Raw genomic sequence first — 26,247 nt, 5'->3', positions numbered from 1 at the left:
GGCTTGCCAGCGATGCGCCGCGCGGGCGGCGCTCGATCTTGAGGGCGCTGCAAACCTGTCGGCATGCGCCTGGTGGGCTACATGCGATTCCAAGACAGGCGCATGGGCGCCACACCGCTGGCTTTGGGAAATCAGAATGGCGCGGTGGTCTGTGGGGCATGTCGGGAGATCGGGTAATGGCCACCAGGTGCTTGCCGGTGTTTTTGCAGTGCTCTTGAGATCGAGCGCCGCCCGCGCGGCGCATCGCTGGCAAGCCAGCTCCCACATCTGTTTCGGGNCAGTTACTCCTGGTTCATCTCCACTGTCCGCCCTGTTTGTACGACGCGGTTTCCGCTTTGGCGCTGATGCCGCACCACCAGACTTGAGACATGCACCAAGGCGGACAGTGAAGACCTCACAGGATGGATTGGCCCGAAACAAATGTGGGAGCTGGCTTGCCAGCGATGCGCCGCGCGGGCGGCGCTCGATCTTGAGGGCGCTGCAAACCTGTCGGCATGCGCCTGGTGGGCTACATGCGATTCCAAGACAGGCGCATGGGCGCCACACCGCTGGCTTTGGGAAATCAGAATGGCGCGGTGGTCTGTGGGGCATGTCGGGAGATCGGGTAATGGCCACCAGGTGCTTGCCGGTGTTTTTGCAGTGCTCTTGAGATCGAGCGCCGCCCGCGCGGCGCATCGCTGGCAAGCCAGCTCCCACATCTGTTTCGGGCCAGTTACTCCTGATCTCCACTGTCCGCCTTGTTGGCATGACGCGGTATCGAGGCGGGCATTGCTGGCCTCTCGCTTGTCTTGAGACATGCACCAAGGCGGACAGTGGAGACCTCACAGGCATAACTGGCCCGAAACAGATGTGGGAGCTGGCTTGCCAGCGATGCGCCGCGCGGGCGGCGCTCGATCTTGAGGGCGCTGCAAACCTGTCGGCATGCGCCTGGTGGGCTACATGCGATTCCAAGACAGGCGCATGGGCGCCACACCGCTGGCTTTGGGAAATCAGAAGGGCGCGGTGGTCTGTGGGGGCATGTCGGGAGATCGGGTAATGGCCGCCAGGTGCTTGCCGGTGTTTTTGCAGCGCTCTTGAGATCGAGCGCCGCCCGCGCGGCGCATCGCTGGCAAGCCAGCTCCCACATCTGTTTCGGGCCAGTTATGTCTGTGAGCTCTTCACTGTCCGTCTTGTTTGTACGACGCGGTATTGAGGTGGCGCTAGCGCCGCCCCGCATGGCTTGCGACATGCACCAAGGCGGCCCCCTCCGCACTCAAAGCCTACGCGCCCGTGTCACGCGGTCCACCAGGTACACCAACCCGTGGTAATCGATACCACTATGGCTCGACAACCCAATCTCGCAGGTGCGGCTGGTGGAGATGCCTTCGCTGCAATACTGCACCGCGTCCTTGAGCGTGCGCAGCGAGTGGGCATTGAGCTCCGGTGTGGTGAAACCCTTGTCGCCGGCGAAGCCGCAACAATGAATGCCTTCGGGGATTACCACCTGCTTGCTGCAACGCTTTGCCAGGTCGATCAGCGCCTGGCTTTCACCCAGGTGCTGGGTGCTGCAGGTCACGTGCACCGCCACCGGTTCGTCCTGGGGGGTGAACTCGAGCTTGTCGACCAGGTGGGTGCGGATGAAGCGCACCGGGTCGTACAGGTCCAGGCGGGTTTCGCCCAGGTCCTGCACCAGGCGCAGGGTGCAGGGGCTGGTGTCGCAGTAGATCGGGTCGAGGCCGCCGCGGCTGGCGTGCAGCAGGGCGGTGATCAGTTCCTGGCGTTTGTGCTCGGCCTGCTCGGGGTAGCCCTTGGAGGCGAACGGCTGGCCGCAGCACAGGCTGTCGGGGTTGTCGGGGAACACCACCTGGTAACCGGCCTTCTCCAGCAGGGCGCGGGTCTTGTCCAGCAGCGAGCTTTGCTCGCGGTCGGCGTAAGCGGGGCCCATCACTCGGGACACGCAGGCGGCCAGGTACACCACCCGTGGGCGGGCATCGGCGCTGGCCGGGCCGAAGGCAATCGGCTTGAGCGGCTGGGGCATGGCGGGCGTCCACTGGGGCAGGCGGCCGTGGCTGGCCTTGCTCAGGCTGGCGCTGAGGCGGGCCATGCGGGGAGCACCCAGCAGCTTGCGTGCGCCGTTGGCGGCGGCCAGGGTCAGGCGGGCGCCGCGCAGGGTGGTGTGGAAGTGCTCGGCCAGCCAGTCGGCAGTCTTGATGTGCTCGGCGGCCTGGCTGCGCAGCTTCTTCACCAGGTCGCCGGTGTTGATGCCCACCGGGCAGCGTTGGGCGCACAGGCCGGTGGCGGCGCAGGTGTCGAGGCCCTGGTATTGGTAGGTTTGCAACAGCTCGCGAGTGTCGAGGCCGGCGCGCTTTTTTGCCTGGATGTCGCGCCACATGACGATGCGTTGGCGTGGGCTCAAGGTCAGGCCTTTGGATGGGCACACGGGCTCGCAGAAGCCGCACTCGATGCACTTGTCGACGATCTCGTCAGCGGCGGGCAGTGGCTTGAGGTTCTTCAGGTGGATATCGGGGTCTGCACTCAGCACCACGTCGGGGTTGAGGATGCCGTTGGGGTCGAGCAGGCGCTTGAGCTGCCACATCAGCTGGTAGGCGTCGCTGCCCCACTCCAGTTCGACGAAGGGCGCCATGTTGCGCCCGGTGCCGTGCTCGGCCTTGAGCGAGCCGCCGAACTCCACCGCCACCAGCTGCGCCACGTCGTCCATGAAGGCCTGGTAGCGGGCCACTTCTTCTGCGCTGTTGAAACCTTGGGTGAAGACGAAGTGCAGGTTGCCTTCCAGGGCGTGGCCGAAAATGATCGCTTCGTCGTAGCGGTGCTTGTCGAACAGCTGGATCAGGCGATTGACGCCCTCGGCCAGTTGCTCGACGGGGAAGGTGACGTCTTCGATGATCACCGTGGTGCCGGTCTGGCGCACGGCGCCAACGGCGGGGAAGGTGTCCTTGCGGATCTTCCACAGCTGGTTGTACACCGCCGGGTCTTCGCTGAAGGCGACCTTCTGCTCCAGTGGGTAGTCGGCGATGGACGCCATCACCTGCTCGAGCTGTTCGTGCAGCAGGCTCTGGCTGGCGGCGCGGCATTCGATCAGCAGGGCGCAGGCGTTGGCCGACAGGTCTTTCACCCAAACCGGCATGCCGGGCATTGCCTGCACCGAGCGCAGGCTGCGGCGGTCGAGCAGCTCGACGGCGGACACCGGCTGGCGCTTGAGTACGGTCACGGCGCGGCAGCAGCTTTCCACGCTGGGGAACACCAACAGGGCGCTGGCCTTGTGCGGGTGGTCGGGCACGGTGTCGTAGGTGACCGCGCTGATGAAGCCGAGGGTGCCTTCGGAACCCACCAGCAGGTGCTGGAGGATATCGAGGGGTTGGTCGTAGTCCACCAGCGCATTGAGCGACAGGCCGGTCGTATTCTTCAGGCGGTACTTGTGCCGGATGCGCTCGGCCAGTTCGGTATTGGCGCGGGTTTCGCGCCCGAGGCGGGCGAGCGCTTGCAGCAGGTCGGCGTGGCTGTTTTCGAAGGCGGCCACGCTGGCCGGGTCTTCGCTGTCCAGGCGGGTGCCGTCGGCCAGCACCAGGCGCAGGCCGGCGAGGGTGTGGTAGGTGTTCTGCGCGGTGCCGCAGCACATGCCGCTGGCGTTGTTGGCGACGATGCCGCCGATCTTGCAGGCGTTGATCGAGGCCGGGTCGGGGCCGATCTTGCGCCCGTAGGGGGCCAGCCAGGCGTTGGCCTGGGCGCCGATCACGCCGGGTTGCAGGCGGATCTGCGCACCTTGCCCGCGGATCTCTTTGCCCCCCCAGCTATCGCCAAGCACGATCAGCACCGAGTCGCTGATGGCCTGGCCAGACAGGCTGGTGCCGGCGGCGCGGAAGGTCACCGGCACGCGCTCGCGCTGGGCCAGCTGCAGCAGGCCGACCACTTCGTCTTCGGACTCCACCCGCACCACCAGCTTGGGGATCAGCCGGTAGAAGCTGGCATCGGTGCCGAAGGCCAGGGTCGAGGTGGGGTCGTCGAAGCGGCGTTCGGCGGGGATCAGGCGCTCGGCATCACGCAGGAACGCGGCGGGCAGGCTCATGCAGTCTCCTCGCGGGGCCGCGGCGTCTGGCGCGCGGCGTGCCCCGGGTATTCAGGCGGTAGCGGGCGCGCTCAGGCGCCCAGTTCGCGGACCAGCGAGTCGCGGGTGATCTCGCTGATGGACTTGGCGCCGGTCAGCACCATGGCCACGCGCATCTCTTTCTCGAACAGCTCCAGCAGGTTCTTCACCCCGGCTTCGCCGTGGGTGGCCAGGGCGTAGAGGAAGGCGCGGCCGATCAGCACGGTGTCGGCGCCCAGGGCGATCATGCGCACCACGTCGAGGCCGCTGCGGATGCCGGAGTCGGCGAGGATCTTGATCTCGCCCTTCACCGCGTCGGCGATGGCCGGCAGGGCGCGGGCGCTGGACAGCACGCCGTCGAGCTGGCGGCCGCCGTGGTTGGAGACGACGATGCCGTCGGCGCCGAACTTGACCGCGTCACGGGCGTCGTCGGCGTCAAGGATGCCCTTGATGATCATCGGGCCATCCCAGAATTCGCGGATCCACTCCAGGTCTTTCCAGGAGATGGACGGGTCGAAGTTGTTGCCCAGCCAGCCGATGTAGTCGGCCAGGCCCGTGGGGTTGCCACGGTACTTGGAGATGTTGCCCAGGTCGTGGGGGCGGCCCATCACGCCGACGTCCCAGGCCCATTGTGGGTGGGTCATGGCTTGCAGCACGCGGCGCAGTGGGCCGTTCGGGCCGCTCATGCCGGAGTGGGCGTCGCGGTAGCGGGCGCCGGGCACGGGCATGTCGACGGTGAACACCAGGGTTTTCACCCCGGCGGCCTTGGCGCGCTCCAGGGCATTGCGCATGAAGCCGCGGTCTTTGAGTACATACAGCTGGAACCACATCGGCCGGTCGATGGCCGGGGCCACTTCTTCGATCGGGCACACCGACACGGTGGACATGGTGAACGGGATGCCGTGGGCGGCGGCGGCACGGGCGGCCTGCACTTCGCCACGGCGGGCATACATGCCGGTGAGGCCGACCGGGGCCAGGGCCACGGGCATGCTCAGGGTTTCGTCGAACAGCTGGGTTTCGAGGCTGAGCTCGGACATGTTGTTCAGCACGCGCTGGCGCAGGGCGATGCTGGCCAGGTCCGACACGTTGTGGCGCAGGGTGTGCTCGGCGTAGGCGCCGCCGTCGGCGTAGTGGAACAGGAAGGGGGGCAGCTTGCGTTGGGCCGCGGCGCGATAGTCGGTGGAGGCGGAAATGATCATGGATTCTCGCAGCGTGGGTTGAAGGGGAAGCCGGGCGCCTGCTGGCGCCCGGCGCCTTTCACTTTAGTGATGAACCAGCATGCCGGTGAGCCAGTAGGCCTGCACCAGGGTGATCAGGCCGACGATGGTGGCGAAGAACAGGCTGTGCTTGACGGTGAAGCGGAACAGGTCGGATTCCTTGCCCACCAGGCCGGTGGCGGCGCAGGCCACGGCGATCGATTGTGGCGAGATCATCTTGCCGGTTACGCCGCCGCTGGTGTTGGCGGCCACCAGCAGGGTGTCGCTGACCCCGATCTGGTGCGCGGTGGTGGCCTGCAGCGAGCTGAACAGGGCGTTGGACGAGGTGTCGGAGCCGGTCAGGAACACGCCCAGCCAACCCAGGAACGGCGAGAAGAACGGGAAGGCGGCGCCGGTGCCGGCCAGTACCAGGGCCATGGTCGAGGACATGCCCGAGTAGTTGGTGACGAAGGCGAAGGCCAGCACCATGCCGATCGACAGGATCGGCCAGCGCAGTTCCCAGAAGGTCTCTTTGAAAGTGGTCAGACCAGTTTTGACGTTGATCTTCAGCACGGCCATGGAGATCAGCGCCGAGAGGAAGATCGCGGTGCCGGTGGCGGAGATCGGGTCGAGCTTGAACACCGCTGGCATGGCGGTCGGCGCGGTGACGATCGGCGCGGTCTTGACCACCAGCTGGTCGAGGTGCGGGATGGCGAAGTTGAACACGAAGTTGTACATCGCACCGCCCGGGGCGAACGCGGCCTTGAATGGCTTGAGGGTCCAGATGGTCACCAGCACGGTGAGGATCAGGAACGGCGACCAGGCCTTGAAGATCTCACCAAAGCTATAGGGGCTTGGCTGGCTGCCGCTCGACTGCACCACGGCGGCGCCGACGCTGCCCTTGGCCTCGGTGAAGGCGCGCTTGGGCTGCCAGACTTTGAGGAACAGGGTCAGGCTGATCAGGCTGGCCAGGGCCGAGGTGATGTCCGGCAGCTCTGGGCCGATGAAGTTGGAGGTGAAGTACTGGGTGACGGCGAAGCTCAGGCCGGCGACCAGGGCGGCCGGCCAGGTTTCTTTCACGCCACGCAGACCGTCCATCATGAACACCAGCCAGAACGGCACGAACAGCGACAGCAGCGGCAGCTGGCGGCCGGTCATGGCGCCGATGTGGAAGGCGTCGATGCCGGTCACTTGGCCGGCGACGATGATCGGGATGCCCAAAGCGCCGAAGGCGACCGGCGCGGTGTTGGCGATCAGGCACAGGCCGGCGGCGTACAGCGGGTTGAAGCCCAGGCCCACCAGCAGCGCGGCGGTGATGGCCACGGGGGCACCAAAGCCGGCCGCGCCTTCGAGGAAGGCACCGAAGCAGAAGCCGATCAGCAGCACTTGCAGGCGCTGGTCGTCGGTGATCGACAGCACCGAGCTGCGGATTACTTCGAACTGGCCGCTCTTGACCGTGAGTTTGTAGAGGAACACCGCGGCAACGATGATCCAGGCAATCGGCCAGAGGCCGTAGAGGAAGCCATAACCTGCGGCAGCCAAGGCCATGTCGACAGGCATCTGGAAGGCGAAGATCGCCACCAGGATCGACAGTGCCAGGGTGATGCTGCCGGCGACGTGACCCTTGAGGCGGAACACGGCCAGGGCAAGGAAGAAGAACACGATTGGGATGACCGCCGCCAGCGCGGACAGGCCAAGGCTACCAAGCGGGGTATAGAGTTGTTGCCAGGTTTGCATATGGGGTGGCCCCTAATTGTTGTTGGTCAAGGCACTGGCATTGGATAATTGGTAAGACCAATTTACAATGGCTGGTCGCTAGGTTAAAAGCGCCATTGCGGGTGTGTCAATTTGTCCTGTGGAAAACTTTGGTTGGATGCCGATGAGCGGGCATCTGCGATGGGGCGAAAATCGCCCGCTGACAGGTGCGGGCGCAGGCCGGTTAGGCGCAGAATAGGCGCCCCCGGGATCCGCACCCCGGGGTTCGTGGAGAGCATGTAGATGGTTTTTGATCAGGTCCGCCAACGGCGCCTGTCCGACGACATCGTCGATCGGTTGGAAGGGATGATTCTCGAGGGCACGCTCACGTCGGGGCAGCGCCTGCCGGCCGAGCGCGCGCTGGCGGAGCAGTTCGGGGTGTCGCGCCCGTCGCTGCGCGAGGCGATCCAGAAACTGGTGGCCAAGGGGTTGCTGGTCAGTCGCCAGGGCGGCGGCAACTATGTGGCCGAGTCGCTGGGCTCGACCTTCAGCGACCCGCTGCTGAAGTTGCTCGAGGGCAGCCCGCAGGCGCAGCACGACCTGCTGGAGTTCCGCCACACGCTGGAGGCGTCATGTGCCTACTACGCGGCGCAGCGGGCCACCGGGCCGGACCGTGAGCGGCTCAAGGTGGCGTTTGATGCCTTGCAGGACTGCTACAACCGGGTTGACGAAGTCAGCCGGGCGGAGGAGGGCGCGGCCGATGCAAACTTTCACCTGGCCATCGCCGAGGCCAGCCACAATGCGGTGTTGCTGCACACGATCCGTGGTTTGTTCGACCTGCTCAAGCGCAACGTGGTGACCAACATCGGTGGCATGTACCGCCAGCGCAGCGAGACGCGCGACATGCTGATCGGGCAGCACCGTGAGCTGTACGAGGCGATTGTCGAGGGGCGGGCGGAGGATGCGCGGGAAGTGTCCAGCCGGCACATTCTGTATGTGCAGGAGGTGCTGGAAGAAGCGCAGGAAGAGGCCCAGCGGGTGGCGCGGGCGGAGCGGCGCAGCGGGCGTTGAGTCCGTGGGGCCCCTTCGCGGGTAAACCCGCTCCCACAGGATTTCACTGTCTTGGATATCAGTGCAATCCTGTGGGAGCGGGCTTGCCCGCGAAGAGGCCCTTGCAGGCCGAAGAAGATCTACTCTTCCTTGCCCTTGTTGCGCATGGTGCGCTGCAGCTCGCGGTTGGAATCGCGTTCGCGCACGGTGTCGCGCTTGTCGAATTCCTTCTTGCCCTTGCCCAGCGCAATTTCGCACTTGATCAGGTGCTTGCTCCAGTACAGCGACATCGCCACGCAGGTGTAGCCCTTCTGCGCCACGGCCGCTTCGACGCGTTCGAGCTCGCGCTTGTTCAGCAGCAGCTTGCGCGTGCGCATCGGGTCGGCGATGACGTGGGTGCTGGCGGTGTTCAGCGGGGTGATGTGGCTGCCGAACAGCCAGGCTTCGCCATCCTTGAGCAGCACGTAGCTGTCGGTCAGGTGCGCCTTGCCGGCCCGCAGGCTCTTTACTTCCCAACCGGACAGGACCAGCCCGGCCTCGAACTTGTGTTCGATGAAGTAATCGTGTCGCGCCTTCTTGTTCTGCGCGATGGTCCCGGTCGGATGTTTCTTTTGCTTAGCCATAGGGGCGGCATTATAGGGAGTCGCCGCGTCCTCGGCTATGGGGTTTAGGTGCGCTTGAGCCTGTTGGGTGAATCCCGGACAATACAGGCCCTGTTCCGCGTTGGCGGAACCGTTTTCAAGGCGCTTTGACGCGCTGCCGCCCCGTTTGGAAGTGACGCCTGGATGACTACCCATATTCAACGCTCGGCCCTGCTGCCATACCCCGCCCAGGCGCTGTACGACCTGGTCAACGACGTGGCCGGCTACCCGCAGTTCCTGCCCTGGTGCTCGGCGTCGACGGTGATCGAGGCCAGCGACACGCACATGCGCGCCAAGCTCGAAGTGGCAAAGGGCGGGATGAGCCAGCATTTCGTCACCCGCAATGTGCTGGTGCCGGGGCAATCGATCGAGATGAACCTGGAAGAAGGGCCGTTCACCCAGTTGCACGGGTTGTGGGTGTTCAAGCCGCTGGGGGAGAAGGCCTGCAAGATCAGCCTCGACCTGTCGTTCGATTATGCCGGTGCCCTGGTGCGCGCGACTTTGGGGCCGCTGTTCAACCAGGCGGCCAATACCATGGTCGACGCGTTCTGCCAGCGTGCCAAGCAGCTGTATGGCTGAAGCAGCACAGTATCGAAGGCAATAAAAAGCCCGGGCAATGCCCGGGCTTTTTCGTGTTCGCCTGCGCTTACTGCGGCGAGGTGTCCAGCGGGGCTGGCGTCGGCACCGGGGTGGTCTCGATGGTGTCGATTTCTTTCTGGATCGAGTCTTCCAGCGAACCTGGCTTGGCCGGCTTTTCCGGTTGGGCTGGCTGCTGGCCTGGCTGTTGTGCCGGGCTGACGGTGGTGTCGCCGCTGCCGCCGAGGATTTCCTGGTCGCGGCTGACGCCTGGCATGAAGTCGCCGGACAGGCTGACCAACTGGTCGCTGTCGTTGAAGAAGATGCTCATGCGCTCTTGCTGGCGTTTGCCGCCGCCGGGCTGCAGGCTGTACAGGTAGTCCCACCGATTGGTGTGGAAAGTGTCCTGGAGCAGAGGGTTGCCCATGATAAACCTTACTTGCCGACGGGTCATTCCGGGGCGCAATTGGTCTATCATGTCCTGCGTAACGACATTGCCCTGCTGGATGTCGATTTTGTAAACCCCGGGAAACGAGCAACCGGCGAGTGCGAGCAGTCCCACTAGGGTGAGGCTGGTTAGCAAGAGCTTGGTGTTTTGCATCGGTGGGCGACTTCCACTATCTTGGCTGGACAACGTAAACCCCGATCATACCCGTATTAAGAGAAGCTGCGAAGCAGCATCGGCGAGAAAGCTGACCATGGTTGAAAATAGCGAATTGCGCAAAGCGGGCCTCAAGGTAACCCTGCCTCGAGTCAAGATTCTTCAGATGCTCGATTCCACCGAGCAGCGTCACATGAGCGCCGAGGATGTCTACAAGGCACTGATGGAAGCTGGCGAGGACGTCGGCCTGGCGACCGTATATCGCGTACTGACCCAGTTCGAGGCGGCGGGTCTGGTGGTTCGCCACAACTTCGACGGCGGTCACGCGGTGTTCGAGCTGGCCGATGGTGGCCACCACGACCACATGGTCAACGTGGACACCAGCGAAGTGATCGAATTCATGGATGCTGAAATCGAGCGTCGCCAAAAAGAGATCGTGGCCGAGCATGGCTACGAGCTGGTGGACCACAACCTGGTCCTCTATGTGCGCAAAAAGAAGTAACGATTTCGATCGCTACTGACGACAAAGGCGACCTTCGGGTCGCCTTTGTGCGTTCTGGTGGCTGCAAATCGTTGTAGGAGCGGCCTTGTGTCGCGAAAGGGCCGCATCGCGGCCCCAGGTTTCTATGTGGCATTCACGATCGCTGGGGCTGCGATGCAGCCCTTTCGCGACACAAGGCCGCTCCTACAGAGGCCGCGCAAGATGTGGGCTTGCCGGCGACAGGGGATCAGGCCTTGCCGCTCACCACCATCTTGCGCGCATGGGCCAGGGATTCCTTGGTCAGGTCGATGCCGCCCAGCATCCGCGCGACTTCTTCGACCCGCTCGCGCTTGGCCAGGTTGGCCACGGCGGTGTGGGTGGTGTCGCTGTTGCGCACCTTGTGCACGAACAGGTGGTGATGCCCTTGCGCCGCGACCTGCGGCAAGTGGGTGACGGTCAGCACCTGGCCGCGCTCGCCCAGGCGGCGCAGCAGTTGGCCGACGATCTCGGCGGTAGGGCCGCCGATACCCACGTCCACTTCGTCGAACACCAGGGTCGGGATGCGCGAGGTCTGCGCGGTGATCACCTGGATCGCCAGGCTGATCCGCGACAGTTCACCGCCCGATGCAACCTTGGCCAGGCCCTTGAGCGGTTGCCCCGGGTTGGCGCTGACCAGCAGTTCGATCTGCTCCAGGCCGTGGGGTGACAGGTCGGCGTTTTCGAAGGGGGTGAGCTCGATGCAGAAGCGCCCGCCGGGCATGCCCAGGCGCTGAATTTCCAGTTCCACCGCGCTGGCCAGTTGCTTGGCCGCTTGTTCGCGCAATGCGCTCAGTTCGGTGGCGCGCTCTTTATAGTGCTGGGCGTAGGCGGCCAGCTCTTCGCCCAGGCGTTCGAGGGACTCGTCGCTGGCATTGAGCCCTTCGATTTCTTCCATCAGGCGTTGTTGCAGGGCGGGCAGCTCAGTGGGGTGCACGCGGTGCTTGCGGGCGAGGGTGTAGATGGTGTCGAGCCGCTCTTCGAGTGCTTGCAGGCGCATCGGGTCGGCGTCGAAATTGTCGAGGAAGCGGTTGAGCTCGCCAACGGCTTCCTCCACCTGGATCTGTGCGCTGGCAATCAGGTTGACCGCTTCGCCCAGTGCTTTAGGTGCGTTGCTGACCGCAGTGAGGCGGTTGAGGCTGACGGTCAGGGCGCTCAGCACGTTGCCCGAGTCGCTTTCGCTGCACTGGTCGATGACCTGGCGGCAGATGCCGAACAGGGCTTCGGCGTTGGTCAGGTTCTTGTGCTCCTGCTCGAGCTGCTCCAGTTCGTGCTCGCCCAGGCCCAGGTTGTCCAGTTCTTCCAGCTGGTAGCTGAGCAACTGGTGGCGCGCACGCTGTTCGTCGCCGGAGTTGCTCAGCCGCTCGAGCTCCTGGCGGGTCTGGTTCCAGCGCTTGGCGGCCAATTGCACCTGGCGCGCCAGGTCGGTAGCGCCGGCGTACTCGTCGACCAGGCGGCGGTGGGTGTCGGTTTTCAGCAGCGACTGGTGTTCATGCTGGCTGTGGATGTCGATCAGCAGTTCGCCCAGCGCCTTGAGATCGCCCAGCGGGCAGGGCGTGCCGTTGATGTAGCCGCGGCTGCGGCCTTCGGCGGTGATCACCCGGCGCAGGATGCACGGGCCGTCGCTTTCGAGGTCGCGTTCCATGAGCCAGCTGTGGGCTTCGGGGATGTCCACCAGGTCGAAGGTGGCGAGGATGTCTGCCTTGTCGGCGCCGGGGCGCACCACGCCGCTGTCGGCGCGATCGCCCAGCGCAAGGCCGAGGGCGTCGAGCATGATCGACTTGCCCGCCCCGGTTTCGCCGGTGATGACGGACATGCCGCGGGCGAGTTCGAGGTCGAGGTGTTCGACGATGGCGTAGTTGTGAATGGACAGGTGCACCAGCATGTGGGCGGCTCCCGAGGGTGTGGTCTGGATATTTATACAGTGCTTTTTGTGGGCCTGACAATGCCCGGCCGATGAATGTGGATTTCCCGTGCAGCCCTTGAACCTGGTTTTTCCGACCCCATATAGCCGGCAAGACATGGCGAGCGTGGCTCGCACAACAGAAATTGTGGAGGAGATACCCAATGGCTGACGAACAGCTGGATGAAAAGAACCTGAACCCCGAAGAGGCCGTTGCAGCTAACGCCGACGCCCGTGTTCTGGAGCTCGAGGAGCAGCTGGCCGCCGCCAAGGATCAGTCCCTGCGTGTTGCTGCAGAAGCGCAGAACAGCATTCGTCGCGCTGAACAGGACGTCGACAAGGCCCGCAAGTTCGCCCTGGAGAAGTTCGCCGGCGACCTGTTGCCGATCATCGACAGCCTGGAGCGTGGCCTGGAACTGTCCAGCGCCGACGACGAGACCATCAAGCCGATGCGCGATGGTATCGAGCTGACCCTGAAGATGTTCCAGGACACCCTCAAGCGCTACAACCTTGAAGCCATCGACCCGCACGGCCAGCCATTCAATGCCGAGCACCACCAGGCGATGGCCATGCAGGAAAGCGCCGATGTCGAGCCGAACAGCGTGCTGAACGTGTTCCAGAAGGGTTACCTGCTCAACGGCCGTCTACTGCGCCCCGCCATGGTGGTGGTCAGCAAGGCGCCGAGCGCCCCGCAGCCGTCGATCAACGAAAAGGCTTGAAATCCGTCGGGGCACCCCCATCTAGGTGTCAAGCCTTCAAGTATTACCGCAGTTGGCCAAAGTAGTCGCTGCCACCAAATTCAAGTTTCGGGAGAGTTAACATGGGCAAAATCATCGGTATCGACCTGGGGACCACCAACTCCTGCGTCTCCGTGCTGGAAAACGGCACCGCCAAAGTCATCGAGAACGCCGAAGGCGCGCGTACCACGCCTTCGATCATCGCTTACGCCAACGACGGCGAGATTCTGGTTGGCCAGTCGGCCAAGCGCCAGGCGGTCACCAACCCGCACAACACCCTGTTCGCGGTGAAGCGCCTGATTGGCCGCCGCTTCGAAGAAGATGTCGTGCAGAAAGACATCAAGCTGGTGCCTTACAAGATCGTCAAGGCCAACAACGGTGACGCTTGGGTAGAGGCCGCCGACAAGCAGATGGCTCCGCCGCAGATCAGCGCCGAAGTCCTGAAAAAGATGAAGAAGACCGCCGAAGACTACCTCGGCGAGCCAGTCACCGAAGCGGTCATCACCGTTCCGGCCTACTTCAACGACAGCCAGCGTCAGGCCACCAAAGACGCCGGTCGCATCGCTGGCCTGGACGTAAAACGTATCATCAACGAACCGACCGCCGCCGCGCTGGCCTACGGCATGGACAAGGGCAAGGGCGACCACACCGTCATCGTCTATGACCTGGGTGGTGGTACCTTCGACGTGTCCGTGATCGAAATCGCCGAAGTCGACGGTGAGCACCAGTTCGAAGTACTGGCCACCAACGGCGACACCTTCCTGGGTGGCGAAGACTTCGACATGCGCCTGATCGACTACCTCGTCGACGAGTTCAAGAAAGAGTCCGGCATGGACCTGAAGAACGATCCGCTGGCCCTGCAGCGCCTGAAAGAAGCCGCTGAAAAGGCCAAGATCGAGCTGTCGTCCGCTCAGTCGACCGACGTCAACCTGCCGTATATCACTGCAGACGCGACTGGTCCTAAGCACCTGAACGTGAAGATCTCCCGCGCCAAGCTGGAATCGCTGGTCGAAGACCTGGTCAACCGTACCATCGAGCCATGCCGCATCGCCCTGAAAGACGCCGGCATCGACGCCAGCAAGATCGACGACGTGATCCTGGTCGGTGGCCAGACCCGTATGCCGATGGTGCAGAAAGCCGTTGCCGACTTCTTCGGTAAAGAGGCGCGTAAAGACGTCAACCCGGACGAAGCCGTGGCCATGGGTGCTGCCATCCAGGGCGCCGTACTGGCCGGTGACGTGAAAGACGTACTGCTGCTGGACGTCAGCCCGCTGACCCTGGGTATCGAAACCATGGGTGGCGTGATGACCGCGCTGATCGAGAAGAACACCACCATCCCGACCAAGAAGTCGCAGGTGTTCTCGACCGCCGACGACAACCAGGGCGCCGTGACCATCCACGTCCTGCAGGGCGAGCGCAAGCAAGCTTCGCAGAACAAGTCGCTGGGCAAGTTCGACCTGGCTGACATTCCGCCAGCACCACGCGGCGTGCCACAAATTGAAGTGACCTTCGACATCGACGCCAACGGCATCCTGCACGTCGGCGCCAAAGACAAGGCTACTGGCAAGGCTCAGTCGATCGTGATCAAGGCCAACTCCGGCCTGTCCGACGAAGAAATCGAGAAAATGGTGCGTGACGCCGAGGCCAACGCCGAGGAAGACCGCAAGTTCGAAGAGCTGGCCGCTGCCCGTAACCAGGGTGACGCGCTGGTGCACTCGACCCGCAAGATGGTCAACGAGGCCGGTGACAAAGTGACCGCCGACGAGAAGACCGCGATCGAGGCTGCCGTGGTTGCCCTGGAAGCCGCCGTCAAAGGCGACGACAAGGCTGCCATCGACGCCAAGGTCGAGGAACTGTCCAAGGTGTCGGCCCCTGTCGCGCAGAAGATGTACGCCGAGCAGCAGGCTGAACAGCCGCAGGGCGGCGCCCAGCAGGCCGAGCCTGAAGCCAAGCACGATGACGTGGTTGACGCCGAGTTCGAAGAAGTGAAAGACAACAACAAGCAGTAATCCCTGCATGTTGTCGGCCAGCTCACCGCCGTTTGGCGGTGAACTGGTAGGATGTCGCCGCGCGGGGGCTTGCTCCCGCGTTGGCGTGTCTGGAACACGAGAATTATTTACAGCATCTGTCTGGGCGCATTCGCGTATGGCGGCAGGTGCTGACGGCACGACGCAATGATTGCGCACCGTGTGCCGAACGCCCCCAAGAGTGCAAATGACCTATGGCAAAGCGTGATTTTTATGAGGTCCTGGGTGTCGAGCGAGGCGCCAGCGAAGGTGATCTCAAGAAGGCCTATCGTCGGCTGGCGATGAAGTACCACCCGGACCGCAACCCTGGTGACAAAGCGTCGGAAGACAGCTTCAAGGAGGCCAACGAGGCCTATGAAGTACTGTCCGACGCCAGCAAGCGCGCGGCGTACGACCAGTACGGCCACGCCGGTGTCGACCCGAGCATGGGTGGCGGCGGTGCCGGCTTCGGTGGCGCCAACTTCTCCGATATCTTCGGTGACGTCTTCAGCGATTTCTTCGGCGGTGGCCGGGGCGGGTCGCGCGGTGGCGCCCAGCGTGGCAGCGACCTGCGCTACACCCTGGAGCTGAACCTCGAAGAGGCGGTGCGTGGCACCACGGTCAGCATCCGCGTCCCCACACTGGTCAACTGCAAGCCGTGTGACGGCTCCGGCGCCAAGAAGGGCTCGACCCCGTCGACCTGCCCGACTTGCGGCGGCATCGGCCAGGTGCGCATGCAGCAGGGCTTCTTCTCGGTGCAGCAGACCTGCCCGCGTTGCCATGGCCAGGGCAAGATCATCACCGACCCGTGCAATGCCTGCCATGGCGAAGGCCGTGTCGAGGAGTACAAGACCCTGTCGGTCAAGGTGCCGGCCGGCGTCGATACCGGCGACCGCATCCGCCTGTCCGGCGAGGGCGAGGCGGGCACCCACGGTGGCCCGACCGGCGACCTCTACGTAGTCATCAATGTGCGCGAGCACGACATCTTCCAGCGCGACGGCAAGCACCTGTACTGCGAAGTGCCGATCAGCTACACCGACGCCGCCCTGGGTGGCGAGCTGGAAGTGCCGACCCTCGATGGCCGCGTGAAACTGAAAATCCCTGAAGGCACCCAGACCGGCAAGCAGTTCCGCCTGCGTGGCAAGGGCGTGGCGCCAGTGCGTGGTGGTGCGGCCGGCGACCTGCTTTGCCGGGTGGCGGTGGAAACCCCGGTCAACCTCAGCCGTCGCCAGCGCGAACTGCTCGAAGAGCTGCGTGACTCGCTGGAGGGCGACAGCTCCCATTCGCCCAAGGCCAGTGGCTGGTTCGAAGGCGTGAAGCGCTTCTTCGGCGATCTCTGAGAAGGAACAGGCTATGCGACGTATTGCGGTAATGGGCGCGGCAGGGCGGATGGGCAAGACCCTCGTCGAAGCTGTGCAGCAGCAGGCGCCTCTGGCAGGCCTGACGGCGGCGATCGACCGTCCCGACAGTTCGCTGGTCGGGGCGGATGCCGGTGAGCTGGCAGCGCTGGGGCGTATCGGCGTGACGATCTGCGACGACCTGAACAAGGTCGCCGACGAGTTCGACGTGCTGATCGACTTCACCCACCCGTCGGTCACCCTGAAGAACCTGGCGTTCTGCCGCAAGGCGGGCAAGGCCATGGTCATCGGCACCACCGGCTTCACGCCGGAAGAGAAAGAGCAGTTGGCCGAGGCGGGCAAGGAGATCCCGATCGTCTTCGCCGCCAACTTCAGCGTTGGCGTGAACCTCAGCCTCAAGCTGCTGGACATGGCGGCCCGGGTGCTGGGTGACGATGTGGATATCGAGATCATCGAAGCGCACCACCGGCACAAGGTGGATGCGCCGTCGGGTACCGCGCTGCGCATGGGCGAAGTGGTCGCCAATGCGCTGGGGCGTGACCTGCAGGAAGTGGCGGTGTATGGCCGTGAAGGCCAGACCGGTGCGCGTGATCGCAAGACCATCGGTTTTGCCACCGTGCGGGCCGGCGACGTGGTGGGTGACCACACCGTGCTGTTCGCCGCCGAAGGCGAGCGCCTGGAGATCACCCACAAGGCTTCGAGCCGCATGACCTTCGCCAAGGGCGCGGTGCGTGCCGCGCTGTGGCTGGATGGGCGTGAGCCTGGCCTGTACGACATGCAGGACGTGCTCGAGCTGCGTTGAGCATCGCTGGCCCTATCGCCGGCAAGCCGGCTCCCACAAGGTTGTGCGCTTCCCTGTGGGAGCCGGCTTGCCGGCGATAGGGGGCGCAGAAAGCCCCCTTGTCGCATCCATGTGTTTTAGAGGCACATCTGCGGTAGACCCAAAACGCACTTTTCTGTAAGCTACAGCTTTAGTGTGTCCACTAAAAGCGCGCAGCGAATTGAATTCAGCACATGAAAGCGGGGTGACGTGTCCATACGTCATTCCGCTTTTTTGCAACCTGCGATCGCCCTTTCATGCTTGATTTACGGGAGGTCTTCTTGACAAAGCCAGCCATACTCGCCCTTGCCGACGGCAGTATTTTTCGCGGTGAAGCCATCGGTGCCGACGGTCAGACCGTTGGTGAGGTGGTGTTCAACACTGCTATGACCGGCTACCAGGAAATCCTTACAGACCCTTCCTACTCGCAGCAAATCGTCACCCTGACCTACCCGCACATCGGCAACACCGGCACCACGCCGGAAGACGCCGAGTCGAACCGCGTCTGGTCTGCCGGCCTGGTCATTCGCGACCTGCCGCTGCTGGCCAGCAACTGGCGTAACACCCAGTCGCTGCCTGAGTACCTCAAGGCCAACAACGTCGTCGCCATCGCTGGCATCGACACCCGCCGCCTGACCCGTATCCTGCGCGAAAAAGGCGCCCAGAATGGCTGCATCCTCGCCGGTGACAACATCACCGACGAGCAGGCCATCGCCGCTGCCCGCGCCTTCCCGGGCCTCAAGGGCATGGACCTGGCCAAGGTGGTTTCCACCAAGGAGCGCTACGAGTGGCGTTCCAGCGTGTGGGAACTGAAGACCGACAGCCACCCGACCATCGAAGCTGCCGACCTGCCGTACCACGTCGTGGCCTACGACTACGGCGTCAAGCTGAACATCCTGCGCATGCTGGTCGCCCGTGGCTGCCGCGTGACCGTGGTGCCGGCCCAGACCCCAGCCAGCGAAGTGCTCGCGCTCAACCCGGACGGCGTGTTCCTGTCCAACGGCCCTGGCGACCCCGAGCCATGCGACTACGCCATCCAGGCGATCAAGGACGTGCTCGAGACCGAAATCCCGGTGTTCGGCATCTGCCTCGGCCACCAGCTGCTGGCCCTGGCCTCCGGCGCCAAGACCGTGAAGATGGGCCACGGCCACCACGGTGCCAACCACCCGGTCCAGGACCTGGACACCGGTGTGGTCATGATCACCAGCCAGAACCACGGTTTCGCCGTAGACGAAGCCACCCTGCCGGCTAACGTGCGCGCCATCCACAAGTCGCTGTTCGACGGCACCCTGCAGGGTATCGAGCGCACCGACAAGAGCGCGTTCAGCTTCCAGGGCCACCCTGAAGCGAGCCCAGGCCCGACCGACGTCGCGCCACTGTTCGATCGTTTCATCGATGCCATGGCCAAGCGCCGCTGAGCATCCTGCAACAAGGCCCCGGGCCGGCCTGCGCCGCGCCCGGAAGCGCCTGACCCAGATTGTTCAAGACGGCTTGCCGACTGACCCGCGGATTTGAGTGACCACAATGCCAAAACGTACAGACATCAAAAGCATCCTGATTCTCGGCGCTGGCCCGATCGTGATCGGCCAGGCCTGTGAATTCGACTACTCCGGCGCCCAGGCTTGCAAAGCCCTGCGCGAGGAAGGTTTCCGCGTCATCCTGGTGAACTCCAACCCAGCCACCATCATGACCGACCCGGCCATGGCCGACGCCACCTACATCGAGCCGATCAAGTGGCAGTCGGTGGCCAAGATCATCGAGAAAGAGCGCCCGGACGCGGTGCTGCCGACCATGGGCGGCCAGACCGCGCTGAACTGCGCCCTGGACCTGGAGCGCCACGGCGTTCTGGAGAAGTTCGGCGTAGAGATGATCGGTGCCAACGCCGACACCATCGACAAGGCCGAAGACCGCTCGCGCTTCGACAAGGCCATGAAAGACATCGGCCTGGAGTGCCCGCGCTCGGGTATCGCCCACAGCATGGAAGAGGCCAACGCGGTGCTCGAGAAGCTGGGCTTCCCGTGCATCATCCGCCCGTCGTTCACCATGGGCGGCACCGGCGGTGGTATCGCCTACAACCGTGAAGAATTCGAAGAGATCTGCACCCGTGGCCTGGACCTGTCGCCGACCAAGGAACTGCTGATCGACGAATCGCTGATCGGATGGAAGGAATACGAGATGGAGGTGGTCCGCGACAAGAAGGACAACTGCATCATCGTCTGCTCGATCGAGAACTTCGACCCGATGGGCGTGCACACCGGTGACTCCATCACTGTTGCGCCAGCACAGACCCTGACCGACAAGGAATACCAGATCATGCGCAACGCCTCGCTGGCGGTGCTGCGTGAGATCGGCGTCGAGACTGGCGGTTCCAACGTGCAATTCGGTATCTGCCCGAACACCGGCCGCATGGTCGTGATCGAGATGAACCCGCGCGTATCGCGTTCGTCCGCCCTGGCATCGAAAGCTACCGGCTTCCCGATCGCCAAGATCGCCGCCAAGCTGGCCATCGGCTACACCCTCGACGAGTTGCAGAACGACATCACTGGCGGCCGCACCCCGGCGTCCTTCGAGCCGTCGATCGACTACGTCGTCACCAAGCTGCCACGCTTCGCCTTCGAGAAATTCCCCAAGGCCGACGCCCGCCTGACCACCCAGATGAAGTCCGTGGGTGAAGTCATGGCCATCGGCCGTACCTTCCAGGAATCCCTGCAGAAAGCCCTGCGCGGCCTGGAAGTCGGTGCCTGCGGCCTGGACCCGAAAGTCGACCTGGCCAGCCCAGAAGCTGCCAGCATCCTCAAGCGCGAGCTGACTGTGCCGGGCGCCGAGCGTATCTGGTACGTGGCCGACGCCATGCGTTCGGGCATGTCCTGCGAAGAGATCTTCGCGCTGACCGGCATCGACATGTGGTTCCTGGTGCAGATGGAAGATCTGATCAAGGAAGAAGAGAAGGTCAAGACCCTGGCCCTGTCGGCTATCGACAAGGCGATGATGCTGCGCCTCAAGCGCAAGGGCTTCTCCGACCAGCGCCTGGCTGTTCTGCTCGGCATCACCGACAAGAACCTGCGCCGTCACCGCCACAAGCTGGAAGTGTTCCCGGTGTACAAGCGCGTCGACACCTGCGCCGCCGAGTTCGCCACCGACACCGCCTACCTGTACTCGACCTATGAGGAAGAGTGCGAGGCCAACCCGTCGACCCGTGACAAGATCATGATCCTCGGCGGTGGCCCTAACCGTATCGGCCAGGGCATCGAGTTCGACTACTGCTGCGTACACGCGGCACTGGCCCTGCGTGAAGACGGTTACGAGACCATCATGGTCAACTGCAACCCGGAAACCGTCTCCACCGACTACGACACCTCCGACCGCCTGTACTTCGAGCCGTTGACCCTGGAAGACGTGCTGGAAGTCTGCCGCGTCGAGAAGCCGAAAGGCGTCATCGTCCACTACGGCGGCCAGACCCCGCTGAAACTGGCCCGTGCCCTGGAAGAAGCTGGCGTGCCGATCATCGGTACCAGCCCTGACGCCATCGACCGTGCCGAAGACCGTGAGCGCTTCCAGCAGATGGTTCAGCGCCTGAACCTGCTGCAGCCGCCAAACGCTACCGTGCGCAGCGAAGACGAAGCCATCAAGGCGGCCGGCGGTATCGGCTACCCGCTGGTGGTGCGTCCGTCCTACGTACTGGGTGGCCGCGCCATGGAGATCGTCTACGAGCTGGACGAGCTCAAGCGCTACCTGCGTGAAGCGGTACAGGTGTCCAACGACAGCCCGGTACTGCTCGACCACTTCCTCAACTGCGCCATCGAGATGGACGTGGATGCGGTGTGCGACGGCACCGACGTGGTGATCGGCGCCATCATGCAGCACATCGAGCAGGCCGGTGTTCACTCGGGTGACTCGGCGTGCTCGCTGCCGCCGTACTCGCTGAGCCAGGACGTGCAGGACCAGGTTCGCGACCAGGTCAAGAAGATGGCTCTGGAGCTGGGCGTGGTCGGCCTGATGAACGTGCAGCTGGCCCTGCAGGGCGACAAGATCTACGTGATCGAGGTCAACCCGCGCGCCTCGCGTACTGTGCCGTTCGTTTCCAAGTGCATCGGCACCTCGCTGGCGATGATCGCCGCCCGCGTCATGGCTGGCAAAACCCTGAAAGAGCTGGGCTTTACCCAGGAAATCATCCCGAACTTCTACAGCGTCAAGGAAGCCGTCTTCCCGTTCGCCAAGTTCCCAGGGGTTGACCCGATCCTCGGCCCTGAGATGAAATCCACCGGTGAAGTCATGGGTGTCGGCGACAGCTTCGGTGAAGCCTTCGCCAAGGCCCAGATGGGTGCCAGCGAAGTGCTGCCGACCGGCGGTACCGCGTTCATCAGCGTGCGCGACGACGACAAGCCACAAGTGGCTGGCGTGGCCCGCGACCTGATCGCCCTGGGCTTCGAAGTGGTCGCCACTGCCGGCACCGCCAAGGTGATCGAAGCGGCCGGCCTGAAAGTGCGCCGTGTCAACAAGGTGACCGAAGGTCGTCCGCACGTGGTCGACATGATCAAGAACGACGAAGTGTCGCTGATCATCAACACCACCGAAGGCCGCCAGTCGATCGCCGACTCCTACTCGATTCGTCGCAATGCGTTGCAGCACAAGATCTACTGCACCACCACCATTGCGGCCGGTGAAGCCATCTGTGAAGCGTTGAAATTCGGCCCTGAAAAGACCGTTCGCCGCTTGCAGGATCTGCATGCAGGACTCAAAGCATGAGCATTACCAAGTACCCGATGACCGTCCAGGGCGCTCGCGCCCTGGAAGAAGAGCATCTGTTCCTGAGCAAGACCGAGCGCCCGCGCCTGAGCCAGGCGATCGGTGAAGCCCGTGAGCTGGGCGACCTGAAGGAAAACGCCGAATACCACGCCGCCCGTGAGGAGCAGGGCATGGTCGAGGCGCGTATCCGCGATATCGAAGGCCGTCTGCAGAACTCGGTGGTGATCGACGTCACCACCATCGCCCACACCGGCAAGGTGATCTTCGGGACCACCGTGGACCTGGAAAACACCGAGACGGGCGATCAGGTGAGCTACCAGATCGTTGGCGAGGACGAGGCCGACATCAAGAAGGGCAAGCTCTCGGCGGGCGCGCCGATTGCCCGTGCCATCATCGGCAAGGAAGAAGGTGATATCGTCGTGGTCAAGACGCCAAGTGGCACGGTCGAGTACGAGATTGTCGAAGTCAAACACATCTGACCGGCGCCTGCGGGCGCCGTCCCTTGAGGGGATCCTCTGGCAGCTGGCCCAGGTGTTCTGGGTTGGCGGCCTGTGGGTGTTCCATGTGGGGCTGGTGCCGGCGTTGAAAGTGAGTGGCCTTGCGCCCTTGCTGGTGCATGATGTGGCCGCGCAGATCGACCGCTGGTTGATCGGCGTGGCGATGCTCGGGCTGTTGACCCAGCTGGCGGTATTGGCGAGGGTGGATGGCCTGGCGGCGTGGTGGCGGCAGTTCCGTGGCCAGATGCTGTTGCTTGGCTTCGGTGCCTGTGTCAGCTATTACACGCTGCGCTACGGCATTTCCGTGGGCGAGCGCTGGCAGATGTTCTGCTTTTTGGTGCTGGGCTTTTCCGGCATCGTGCTGGTGGCCCAGCCGGTGCCGGTCAGGGCGCGCCAAGCGCGCCACTGATCACGCGATATTGCACTGCTTGTGGGAGCCGGCTTGCCGGCGATGAAGGCACCGGGGTGCTTGGCACCGGCAATGCCGGTGATCGCCGGCAAGCCGGCTCCCACAGGGTCGCGTAGCCGCTTGATTGCCGTTACTTGTAACGGTGGATGTTGGACAGTTGCTTGTTCGGCTGCGGGTTCTTGCGGTAGATCAGCGCTTTCTTGCCGATGGTCTGTACCAGTTCGGCGCGGCCGGCCTTGCACAGCGCGGCGATGGTCTCGGCGCGTTCTTCGCGATCTTCCGAGCGAATCTCGACCTTGATCAGCTCATGGTCGACCAGGGCGCGTTCCAGTTCGGCGATCACGCCTTCATTCAAACCGTTGCCTGCAACGATCAGGACCGGCTTCAGGTCATGACCAATAGACTTGTACTGCTTCTTCTGCTCGTTATTGAGCGGCATAATCTGACCCTTTTCGTCTGATTCTGTAAAATTGACGGGCATTTTACCCGAGGGCCTGTGGCTCCGCCCAGTCAAACACGACGCAAATCATCGAGGTGCCCCGTGGTACAACGTTCCAAAAGCAGCGCAAACTGGCTGCGAGAGCATTTCAACGACCCCTTCGTAAAGCAGGCGCAGAAGGACGGCTACCGTTCGCGCGCCAGCTATAAACTGCTGGAGATCCAGGAGAAGGACCGCCTGATCCGCCCTGGCATGAGTGTAATCGACCTCGGCGCGGCCCCCGGTGGCTGGTCGCAGGTGACCAGTCGTCTGATTGGCGGCCAAGGGCGGCTGATCGCCTCGGACATCCTGGAAATGGACTCGATCCCGGACGTTACCTTTATCCAGGGCGACTTCACCCAGGACGAAGTGCTGCAGCAGATCCTGCAGGCGGTCGGCGATTCGCACGTAGACCTTGTGATTTCCGACATGGCCCCCAATATGAGTGGTACGCCCGCGGTGGACATGCCGCGTGCCATGTTCCTCTGCGAACTGGCCCTGGATCTGGCGACCCGCGTGCTCAAGCCCGGTGGGGACTTCCTGATCAAGATTTTCCAGGGCGAAGGTTTCGACATGTACCTGAAGGACGTGCGCAGCAAGTTCGACAAGGTGCAGATGCGCAAACCGTCGTCCTCGCGGGATCGCTCTCGCGAGCAGTACCTGTTGGGCAAGGGTTTCAAGGGAGCGTGACAGGCGTGCTGCGGGGTAGCCGATAGTTAATTCCAATCGGCGGCTCCGTCTGGATCGTCCGAACTTCGTGTAGTCTAGCTTTCACAAAGGGTTACAGACGGTGCCTGCGGTTGCGTAGGTAATGTAGTAAGTTAGGGCGATGAATATCATGCGAGGCACGGCTGCGTCGTGCGCCGGCCTCAGAGGGTAGCGAATTGAACGACATGGCAAAGAATCTGATCCTGTGGTTGATCATCGCCGCCGTCCTGGTGACGGTGATGAACAACTTCTCCAGCCCTAACGAGCCGCAGACCCTCAACTATTCCGACTTCATCCAGCAGGTCAAGGATGGCAAGGTCGAGCGTGTGACCGTCGACGGCTACATCATTACCGGCAAGCGCACCGACGGCGACAACTTCAAGACCGTCCGTCCGGCCATCACCGACAACGGCCTGATCGGCGACCTGGTCGACAACCACGTCACCGTCGAAGGCAAGCAGCCTGAACAGCAGAGCATCTGGACTCAGCTGCTGGTGGCCAGCTTCCCGATCCTGGTGATCATCGCCGTGTTCATGTTCTTCATGCGCCAGATGCAGGGCGGTGCCGGCGGCAAGGGTGGCCCGATGAGCTTCGGCAAGAGCAAGGCGCGCCTGCTCTCCGAAGACCAGGTCAAGACCACGCTGGCCGACGTTGCCGGGTGCGACGAAGCCAAGGAAGAAGTGGGCGAGCTGGTCGAGTTCCTGCGCGACCCGGGCAAGTTCCAGCGCCTGGGTGGCCGCATCCCGCGCGGCGTACTGATGGTCGGCCCGCCGGGTACCGGTAAGACCCTGCTGGCCAAGGCTATCGCGGGCGAAGCCAAGGTGCCGTTCTTCACCATTTCCGGTTCCGACTTCGTCGAAATGTTCGTCGGTGTTGGTGCCAGCCGCGTGCGCGACATGTTCGAGCAGGCGAAGAAGCACGCCCCGTGCATCATCTTCATCGACGAAATCGACGCCGTCGGTCGCCACCGTGGCGCCGGCATGGGTGGCGGTCACGACGAGCGTGAGCAGACCCTCAACCAGTTGCTGGTGGAGATGGATGGCTTCGAGATGAACGATGGCATCATCGTCATCGCCGCCACCAACCGTCCGGATGTACTCGACCCGGCGCTGCTGCGCCCTGGTCGCTTCGACCGCCAGGTGGTGGTTGGCCTGCCGGACATTCGCGGTCGCGAACAGATCCTCAAAGTCCACATGCGCAAGGTCCCTATTGGCGAGAACGTCAATCCGGCGGTCATCGCCCGCGGTACTCCAGGCTTCTCCGGTGCCGACCTGGCCAACCTGGTCAACGAGGCGTCGCTGTTCGCCGCCCGCTCCAGCAAGCGCGTGGTCGAGATGAAAGAGTTCGAACTGGCCAAAGACAAGATCATGATGGGCGCCGAGCGCAAGACCATGGTCATGTCCGAGAAAGAGAAGCAGAACACCGCTTATCACGAAGCCGGTCACGCCATTGTCGGTCGCGTGGTGCCCGAGCACGACCCGGTCTACAAGGTTTCGATCATTCCGCGTGGCCGTGCCCTGGGCGTGACCATGTTCCTGCCGGAAGAAGACCGCTACAGCCTGTCCAAGCGTGCCCTGATCAGCCAGATCTGCTCGCTGTACGGCGGCCGTATCGCCGAGGAAATGACCTTGGGCTTCGACGGTGTCACCACTGGTGCGTCCAACGACATCATGCGTGCCAGCCAGATTGCCCGGAACATGGTCACCAAGTGGGGCCTGTCCGAGAAGCTCGGCCCACTGATGTACGCGGAAGAGGAGGGCGAGGTGTTCCTTGGCCGCAGCGCCGGCAGCCAGCACGCCAGCGTGTCGGGCGAAACCGCCAAGCTGATCGACTCCGAGGTGCGCAGCATCATCGACCAGTGCTATGCCACGGCCAAGCAGATCCTCACCGACAACCGTGACAAGCTCGACGCCATGGCCGAGGCGCTGATGAAGTACGAAACCATCGATGCCGACCAGATCGACGACATCATGGCGGGCCGTACACCACGCGAACCGCGTGACTGGGACAACGATGCCGGCACCTCCGGCAACCAGGCTTCCCAGGGTGATCGTCCGGAGTCGCCGATCGGCGGCCCAGCGGCTCAACACTAGGGTTTGTGCGAAAAAGTCGCCGAGCGGCGATCAGGCAAGGCGAAAACGGGCGAGTAAGCGGAATTGGCTGTAGCCAATGAGCATTGCGAGCCCGTTTTCAACGCAGCATGGTCGCCGCGCAGGCACTTTTCGTGC

At 63.5% G+C, this 26,247-nt stretch carries 20 protein-coding genes; 13 read left to right on the top strand and 7 right to left on the bottom strand.

The window, feature by feature from the left end:
- Window positions 1–1,252: 1,252 nt before the first annotated feature.
- From IX761_RS23060 to IX761_RS23050, 3 genes are all read right to left on the bottom strand, one after another.
- Entirely contained in the window at window positions 1,253–4,063 is a 2,811-nt protein-coding gene (locus IX761_RS23060) for an FAD-binding and (Fe-S)-binding domain-containing protein (RefSeq protein ID WP_194791807.1), read from the bottom strand.
- A 71-nt stretch (window positions 4,064–4,134) separates the two neighbouring features.
- Complete coding sequence (gene lldD, locus IX761_RS23055) at window positions 4,135–5,280, bottom strand: FMN-dependent L-lactate dehydrogenase LldD (RefSeq protein ID WP_194791806.1); 1,146 nt, start codon at window positions 5,278–5,280, stop codon at window positions 4,135–4,137.
- A 63-nt stretch (window positions 5,281–5,343) separates the two neighbouring features.
- Window positions 5,344–7,014, bottom strand: a complete 1,671-nt coding sequence (locus IX761_RS23050; protein WP_194791805.1) for a lactate permease LctP family transporter — start codon at window positions 7,012–7,014, stop codon at window positions 5,344–5,346.
- Between the two features lie 261 nt (window positions 7,015–7,275).
- Here IX761_RS23050 and IX761_RS23045 point away from each other — a divergent pair, with 261 nt between their 5' ends.
- On the top strand, window positions 7,276–8,043 hold the full coding sequence (locus IX761_RS23045; protein ID WP_194791804.1) for an FCD domain-containing protein: 768 nt from the start codon (window positions 7,276–7,278) through the stop codon (window positions 8,041–8,043).
- 119 nt (window positions 8,044–8,162) lie between these two features.
- Here IX761_RS23045 and smpB read toward each other — a convergent pair whose 3' ends face one another.
- Window positions 8,163–8,645 carry an SsrA-binding protein SmpB gene (gene smpB / locus IX761_RS23040; RefSeq protein ID WP_194791803.1) on the bottom strand — a complete coding sequence of 161 codons (483 nt, stop codon included), beginning with the start codon at window positions 8,643–8,645 and terminating at the stop codon, window positions 8,163–8,165.
- A 162-nt stretch (window positions 8,646–8,807) separates the two neighbouring features.
- Here smpB and IX761_RS23035 point away from each other — a divergent pair, with 162 nt between their 5' ends.
- The gene (locus IX761_RS23035) at window positions 8,808–9,242 is read left to right on the top strand and encodes a type II toxin-antitoxin system RatA family toxin (protein ID WP_194791802.1); all 435 of its coding nucleotides are present in this window, start codon (window positions 8,808–8,810) and stop codon (window positions 9,240–9,242) included.
- A 67-nt stretch (window positions 9,243–9,309) separates the two neighbouring features.
- Here IX761_RS23035 and IX761_RS23030 read toward each other — a convergent pair whose 3' ends face one another.
- The gene (locus IX761_RS23030) at window positions 9,310–9,840 is read right to left on the bottom strand and encodes an outer membrane protein assembly factor BamE (protein ID WP_194791801.1); all 531 of its coding nucleotides are present in this window, start codon (window positions 9,838–9,840) and stop codon (window positions 9,310–9,312) included.
- A 97-nt stretch (window positions 9,841–9,937) separates the two neighbouring features.
- On the opposite strand from IX761_RS23030, the gene fur reads away from it, so the two are divergent.
- Window positions 9,938–10,342, top strand: coding sequence for a ferric iron uptake transcriptional regulator (gene fur, locus IX761_RS23025; RefSeq protein ID WP_046788147.1), 405 nt, complete (start codon window positions 9,938–9,940; stop codon window positions 10,340–10,342).
- Between the two features lie 226 nt (window positions 10,343–10,568).
- On the opposite strand, the gene recN is transcribed toward fur, so the two are convergent.
- Window positions 10,569–12,242, bottom strand: coding sequence for a DNA repair protein RecN (recN, locus tag IX761_RS23020; protein WP_194791800.1), 1,674 nt, complete (start codon window positions 12,240–12,242; stop codon window positions 10,569–10,571).
- Window positions 12,243–12,424: 182 nt separating this feature from the next.
- Here recN and grpE point away from each other — a divergent pair, with 182 nt between their 5' ends.
- From grpE to IX761_RS22980, 8 genes are all read left to right on the top strand, one after another.
- The gene (gene grpE, locus IX761_RS23015) at window positions 12,425–12,979 is read left to right on the top strand and encodes a nucleotide exchange factor GrpE (protein WP_194791799.1); all 555 of its coding nucleotides are present in this window, start codon (window positions 12,425–12,427) and stop codon (window positions 12,977–12,979) included.
- A 101-nt stretch (window positions 12,980–13,080) separates the two neighbouring features.
- On the top strand, window positions 13,081–15,006 hold the full coding sequence (dnaK, locus tag IX761_RS23010) for a molecular chaperone DnaK (RefSeq protein WP_194791798.1): 1,926 nt from the start codon (window positions 13,081–13,083) through the stop codon (window positions 15,004–15,006).
- A gap of 212 nt (window positions 15,007–15,218) precedes the next feature.
- Entirely contained in the window at window positions 15,219–16,343 is a 1,125-nt protein-coding gene (gene dnaJ / locus IX761_RS23005; protein ID WP_194791797.1) for a molecular chaperone DnaJ, read from the top strand.
- Between the two features lie 13 nt (window positions 16,344–16,356).
- The gene (dapB, locus tag IX761_RS23000; protein ID WP_194791796.1) at window positions 16,357–17,163 is read left to right on the top strand and encodes a 4-hydroxy-tetrahydrodipicolinate reductase; all 807 of its coding nucleotides are present in this window, start codon (window positions 16,357–16,359) and stop codon (window positions 17,161–17,163) included.
- A gap of 299 nt (window positions 17,164–17,462) precedes the next feature.
- On the top strand, window positions 17,463–18,599 hold the full coding sequence (gene carA, locus IX761_RS22995) for a glutamine-hydrolyzing carbamoyl-phosphate synthase small subunit (protein WP_194791795.1): 1,137 nt from the start codon (window positions 17,463–17,465) through the stop codon (window positions 18,597–18,599).
- A 106-nt stretch (window positions 18,600–18,705) separates the two neighbouring features.
- Complete coding sequence (gene carB, locus IX761_RS22990) at window positions 18,706–21,927, top strand: carbamoyl-phosphate synthase large subunit (protein WP_194791794.1); 3,222 nt, start codon at window positions 18,706–18,708, stop codon at window positions 21,925–21,927.
- Window positions 21,924–22,406: a transcription elongation factor GreA gene (gene greA, locus IX761_RS22985; RefSeq protein ID WP_194791793.1), complete on the top strand. Its 483-nt coding sequence runs from the start codon at window positions 21,924–21,926 to the stop codon at window positions 22,404–22,406. Before carB ends, greA begins: the two co-directional genes overlap by 4 nt.
- Complete coding sequence (locus tag IX761_RS22980) at window positions 22,384–22,833, top strand: MFS transporter (RefSeq protein WP_194791792.1); 450 nt, start codon at window positions 22,384–22,386, stop codon at window positions 22,831–22,833. Before greA ends, IX761_RS22980 begins: the two co-directional genes overlap by 23 nt.
- A gap of 130 nt (window positions 22,834–22,963) precedes the next feature.
- Here IX761_RS22980 and yhbY read toward each other — a convergent pair whose 3' ends face one another.
- Window positions 22,964–23,272 (bottom strand): ribosome assembly RNA-binding protein YhbY, encoded by a 309-nt coding sequence (yhbY, locus tag IX761_RS22975; protein ID WP_050706991.1) that lies wholly within the window; start codon window positions 23,270–23,272, stop codon window positions 22,964–22,966.
- Window positions 23,273–23,374: 102 nt separating this feature from the next.
- Between yhbY and rlmE the strand changes: the two genes are divergently transcribed.
- Complete coding sequence (gene rlmE / locus IX761_RS22970; RefSeq protein WP_011532133.1) at window positions 23,375–24,001, top strand: 23S rRNA (uridine(2552)-2'-O)-methyltransferase RlmE; 627 nt, start codon at window positions 23,375–23,377, stop codon at window positions 23,999–24,001.
- Window positions 24,002–24,204: 203 nt separating this feature from the next.
- On the top strand, window positions 24,205–26,112 hold the full coding sequence (gene ftsH, locus IX761_RS22965) for an ATP-dependent zinc metalloprotease FtsH (RefSeq protein ID WP_194791791.1): 1,908 nt from the start codon (window positions 24,205–24,207) through the stop codon (window positions 26,110–26,112).
- The last annotated feature ends 135 nt before the right edge of the window (window positions 26,113–26,247 follow it).

The organism is Pseudomonas sp. UFMG81, from assembly GCF_015354575.1.
Lineage (GTDB): Bacteria > Pseudomonadota > Gammaproteobacteria > Pseudomonadales > Pseudomonadaceae > Aquipseudomonas.
Note: the sequence above shows the minus strand (reverse complement) of the source record. Positions and strands in the feature narration are given on the sequence as shown.

Bases quoted from the DNA above. Each gene is read 5' to 3' on its own strand.
- ftsH (WP_194791791.1), top strand. From the start codon at position 24,205: ATGGCAAAGAATCTGATCCTGTGGTTGATCATCGCCGCCGTCCTGGTG.
- yhbY (WP_050706991.1), bottom strand. From the start codon at position 23,272: ATGCCGCTCAATAACGAGCAGAAGAAGCAGTACAAGTCTATTGGTCAT.
- dapB (WP_194791796.1), top strand. From the start codon at position 16,357: ATGCGACGTATTGCGGTAATGGGCGCGGCAGGGCGGATGGGCAAGACC.
- IX761_RS23030 (WP_194791801.1), bottom strand. From the start codon at position 9,840: ATGCAAAACACCAAGCTCTTGCTAACCAGCCTCACCCTAGTGGGACTG.
- smpB (WP_194791803.1), bottom strand. From the start codon at position 8,645: ATGGCTAAGCAAAAGAAACATCCGACCGGGACCATCGCGCAGAACAAG.
- dnaJ (WP_194791797.1), top strand. From the start codon at position 15,219: ATGGCAAAGCGTGATTTTTATGAGGTCCTGGGTGTCGAGCGAGGCGCC.
- IX761_RS23050 (WP_194791805.1), bottom strand. From the start codon at position 7,014: ATGCAAACCTGGCAACAACTCTATACCCCGCTTGGTAGCCTTGGCCTG.
- IX761_RS23060 (WP_194791807.1), bottom strand. From the start codon at position 4,063: ATGAGCCTGCCCGCCGCGTTCCTGCGTGATGCCGAGCGCCTGATCCCC.
- recN (WP_194791800.1), bottom strand. From the start codon at position 12,242: ATGCTGGTGCACCTGTCCATTCACAACTACGCCATCGTCGAACACCTC.
- IX761_RS23035 (WP_194791802.1), top strand. From the start codon at position 8,808: ATGACTACCCATATTCAACGCTCGGCCCTGCTGCCATACCCCGCCCAG.
- fur (WP_046788147.1), top strand. From the start codon at position 9,938: ATGGTTGAAAATAGCGAATTGCGCAAAGCGGGCCTCAAGGTAACCCTG.
- IX761_RS23045 (WP_194791804.1), top strand. From the start codon at position 7,276: ATGGTTTTTGATCAGGTCCGCCAACGGCGCCTGTCCGACGACATCGTC.
- greA (WP_194791793.1), top strand. From the start codon at position 21,924: ATGAGCATTACCAAGTACCCGATGACCGTCCAGGGCGCTCGCGCCCTG.
- grpE (WP_194791799.1), top strand. From the start codon at position 12,425: ATGGCTGACGAACAGCTGGATGAAAAGAACCTGAACCCCGAAGAGGCC.
- lldD (WP_194791806.1), bottom strand. From the start codon at position 5,280: ATGATCATTTCCGCCTCCACCGACTATCGCGCCGCGGCCCAACGCAAG.
- dnaK (WP_194791798.1), top strand. From the start codon at position 13,081: ATGGGCAAAATCATCGGTATCGACCTGGGGACCACCAACTCCTGCGTC.
- carB (WP_194791794.1), top strand. From the start codon at position 18,706: ATGCCAAAACGTACAGACATCAAAAGCATCCTGATTCTCGGCGCTGGC.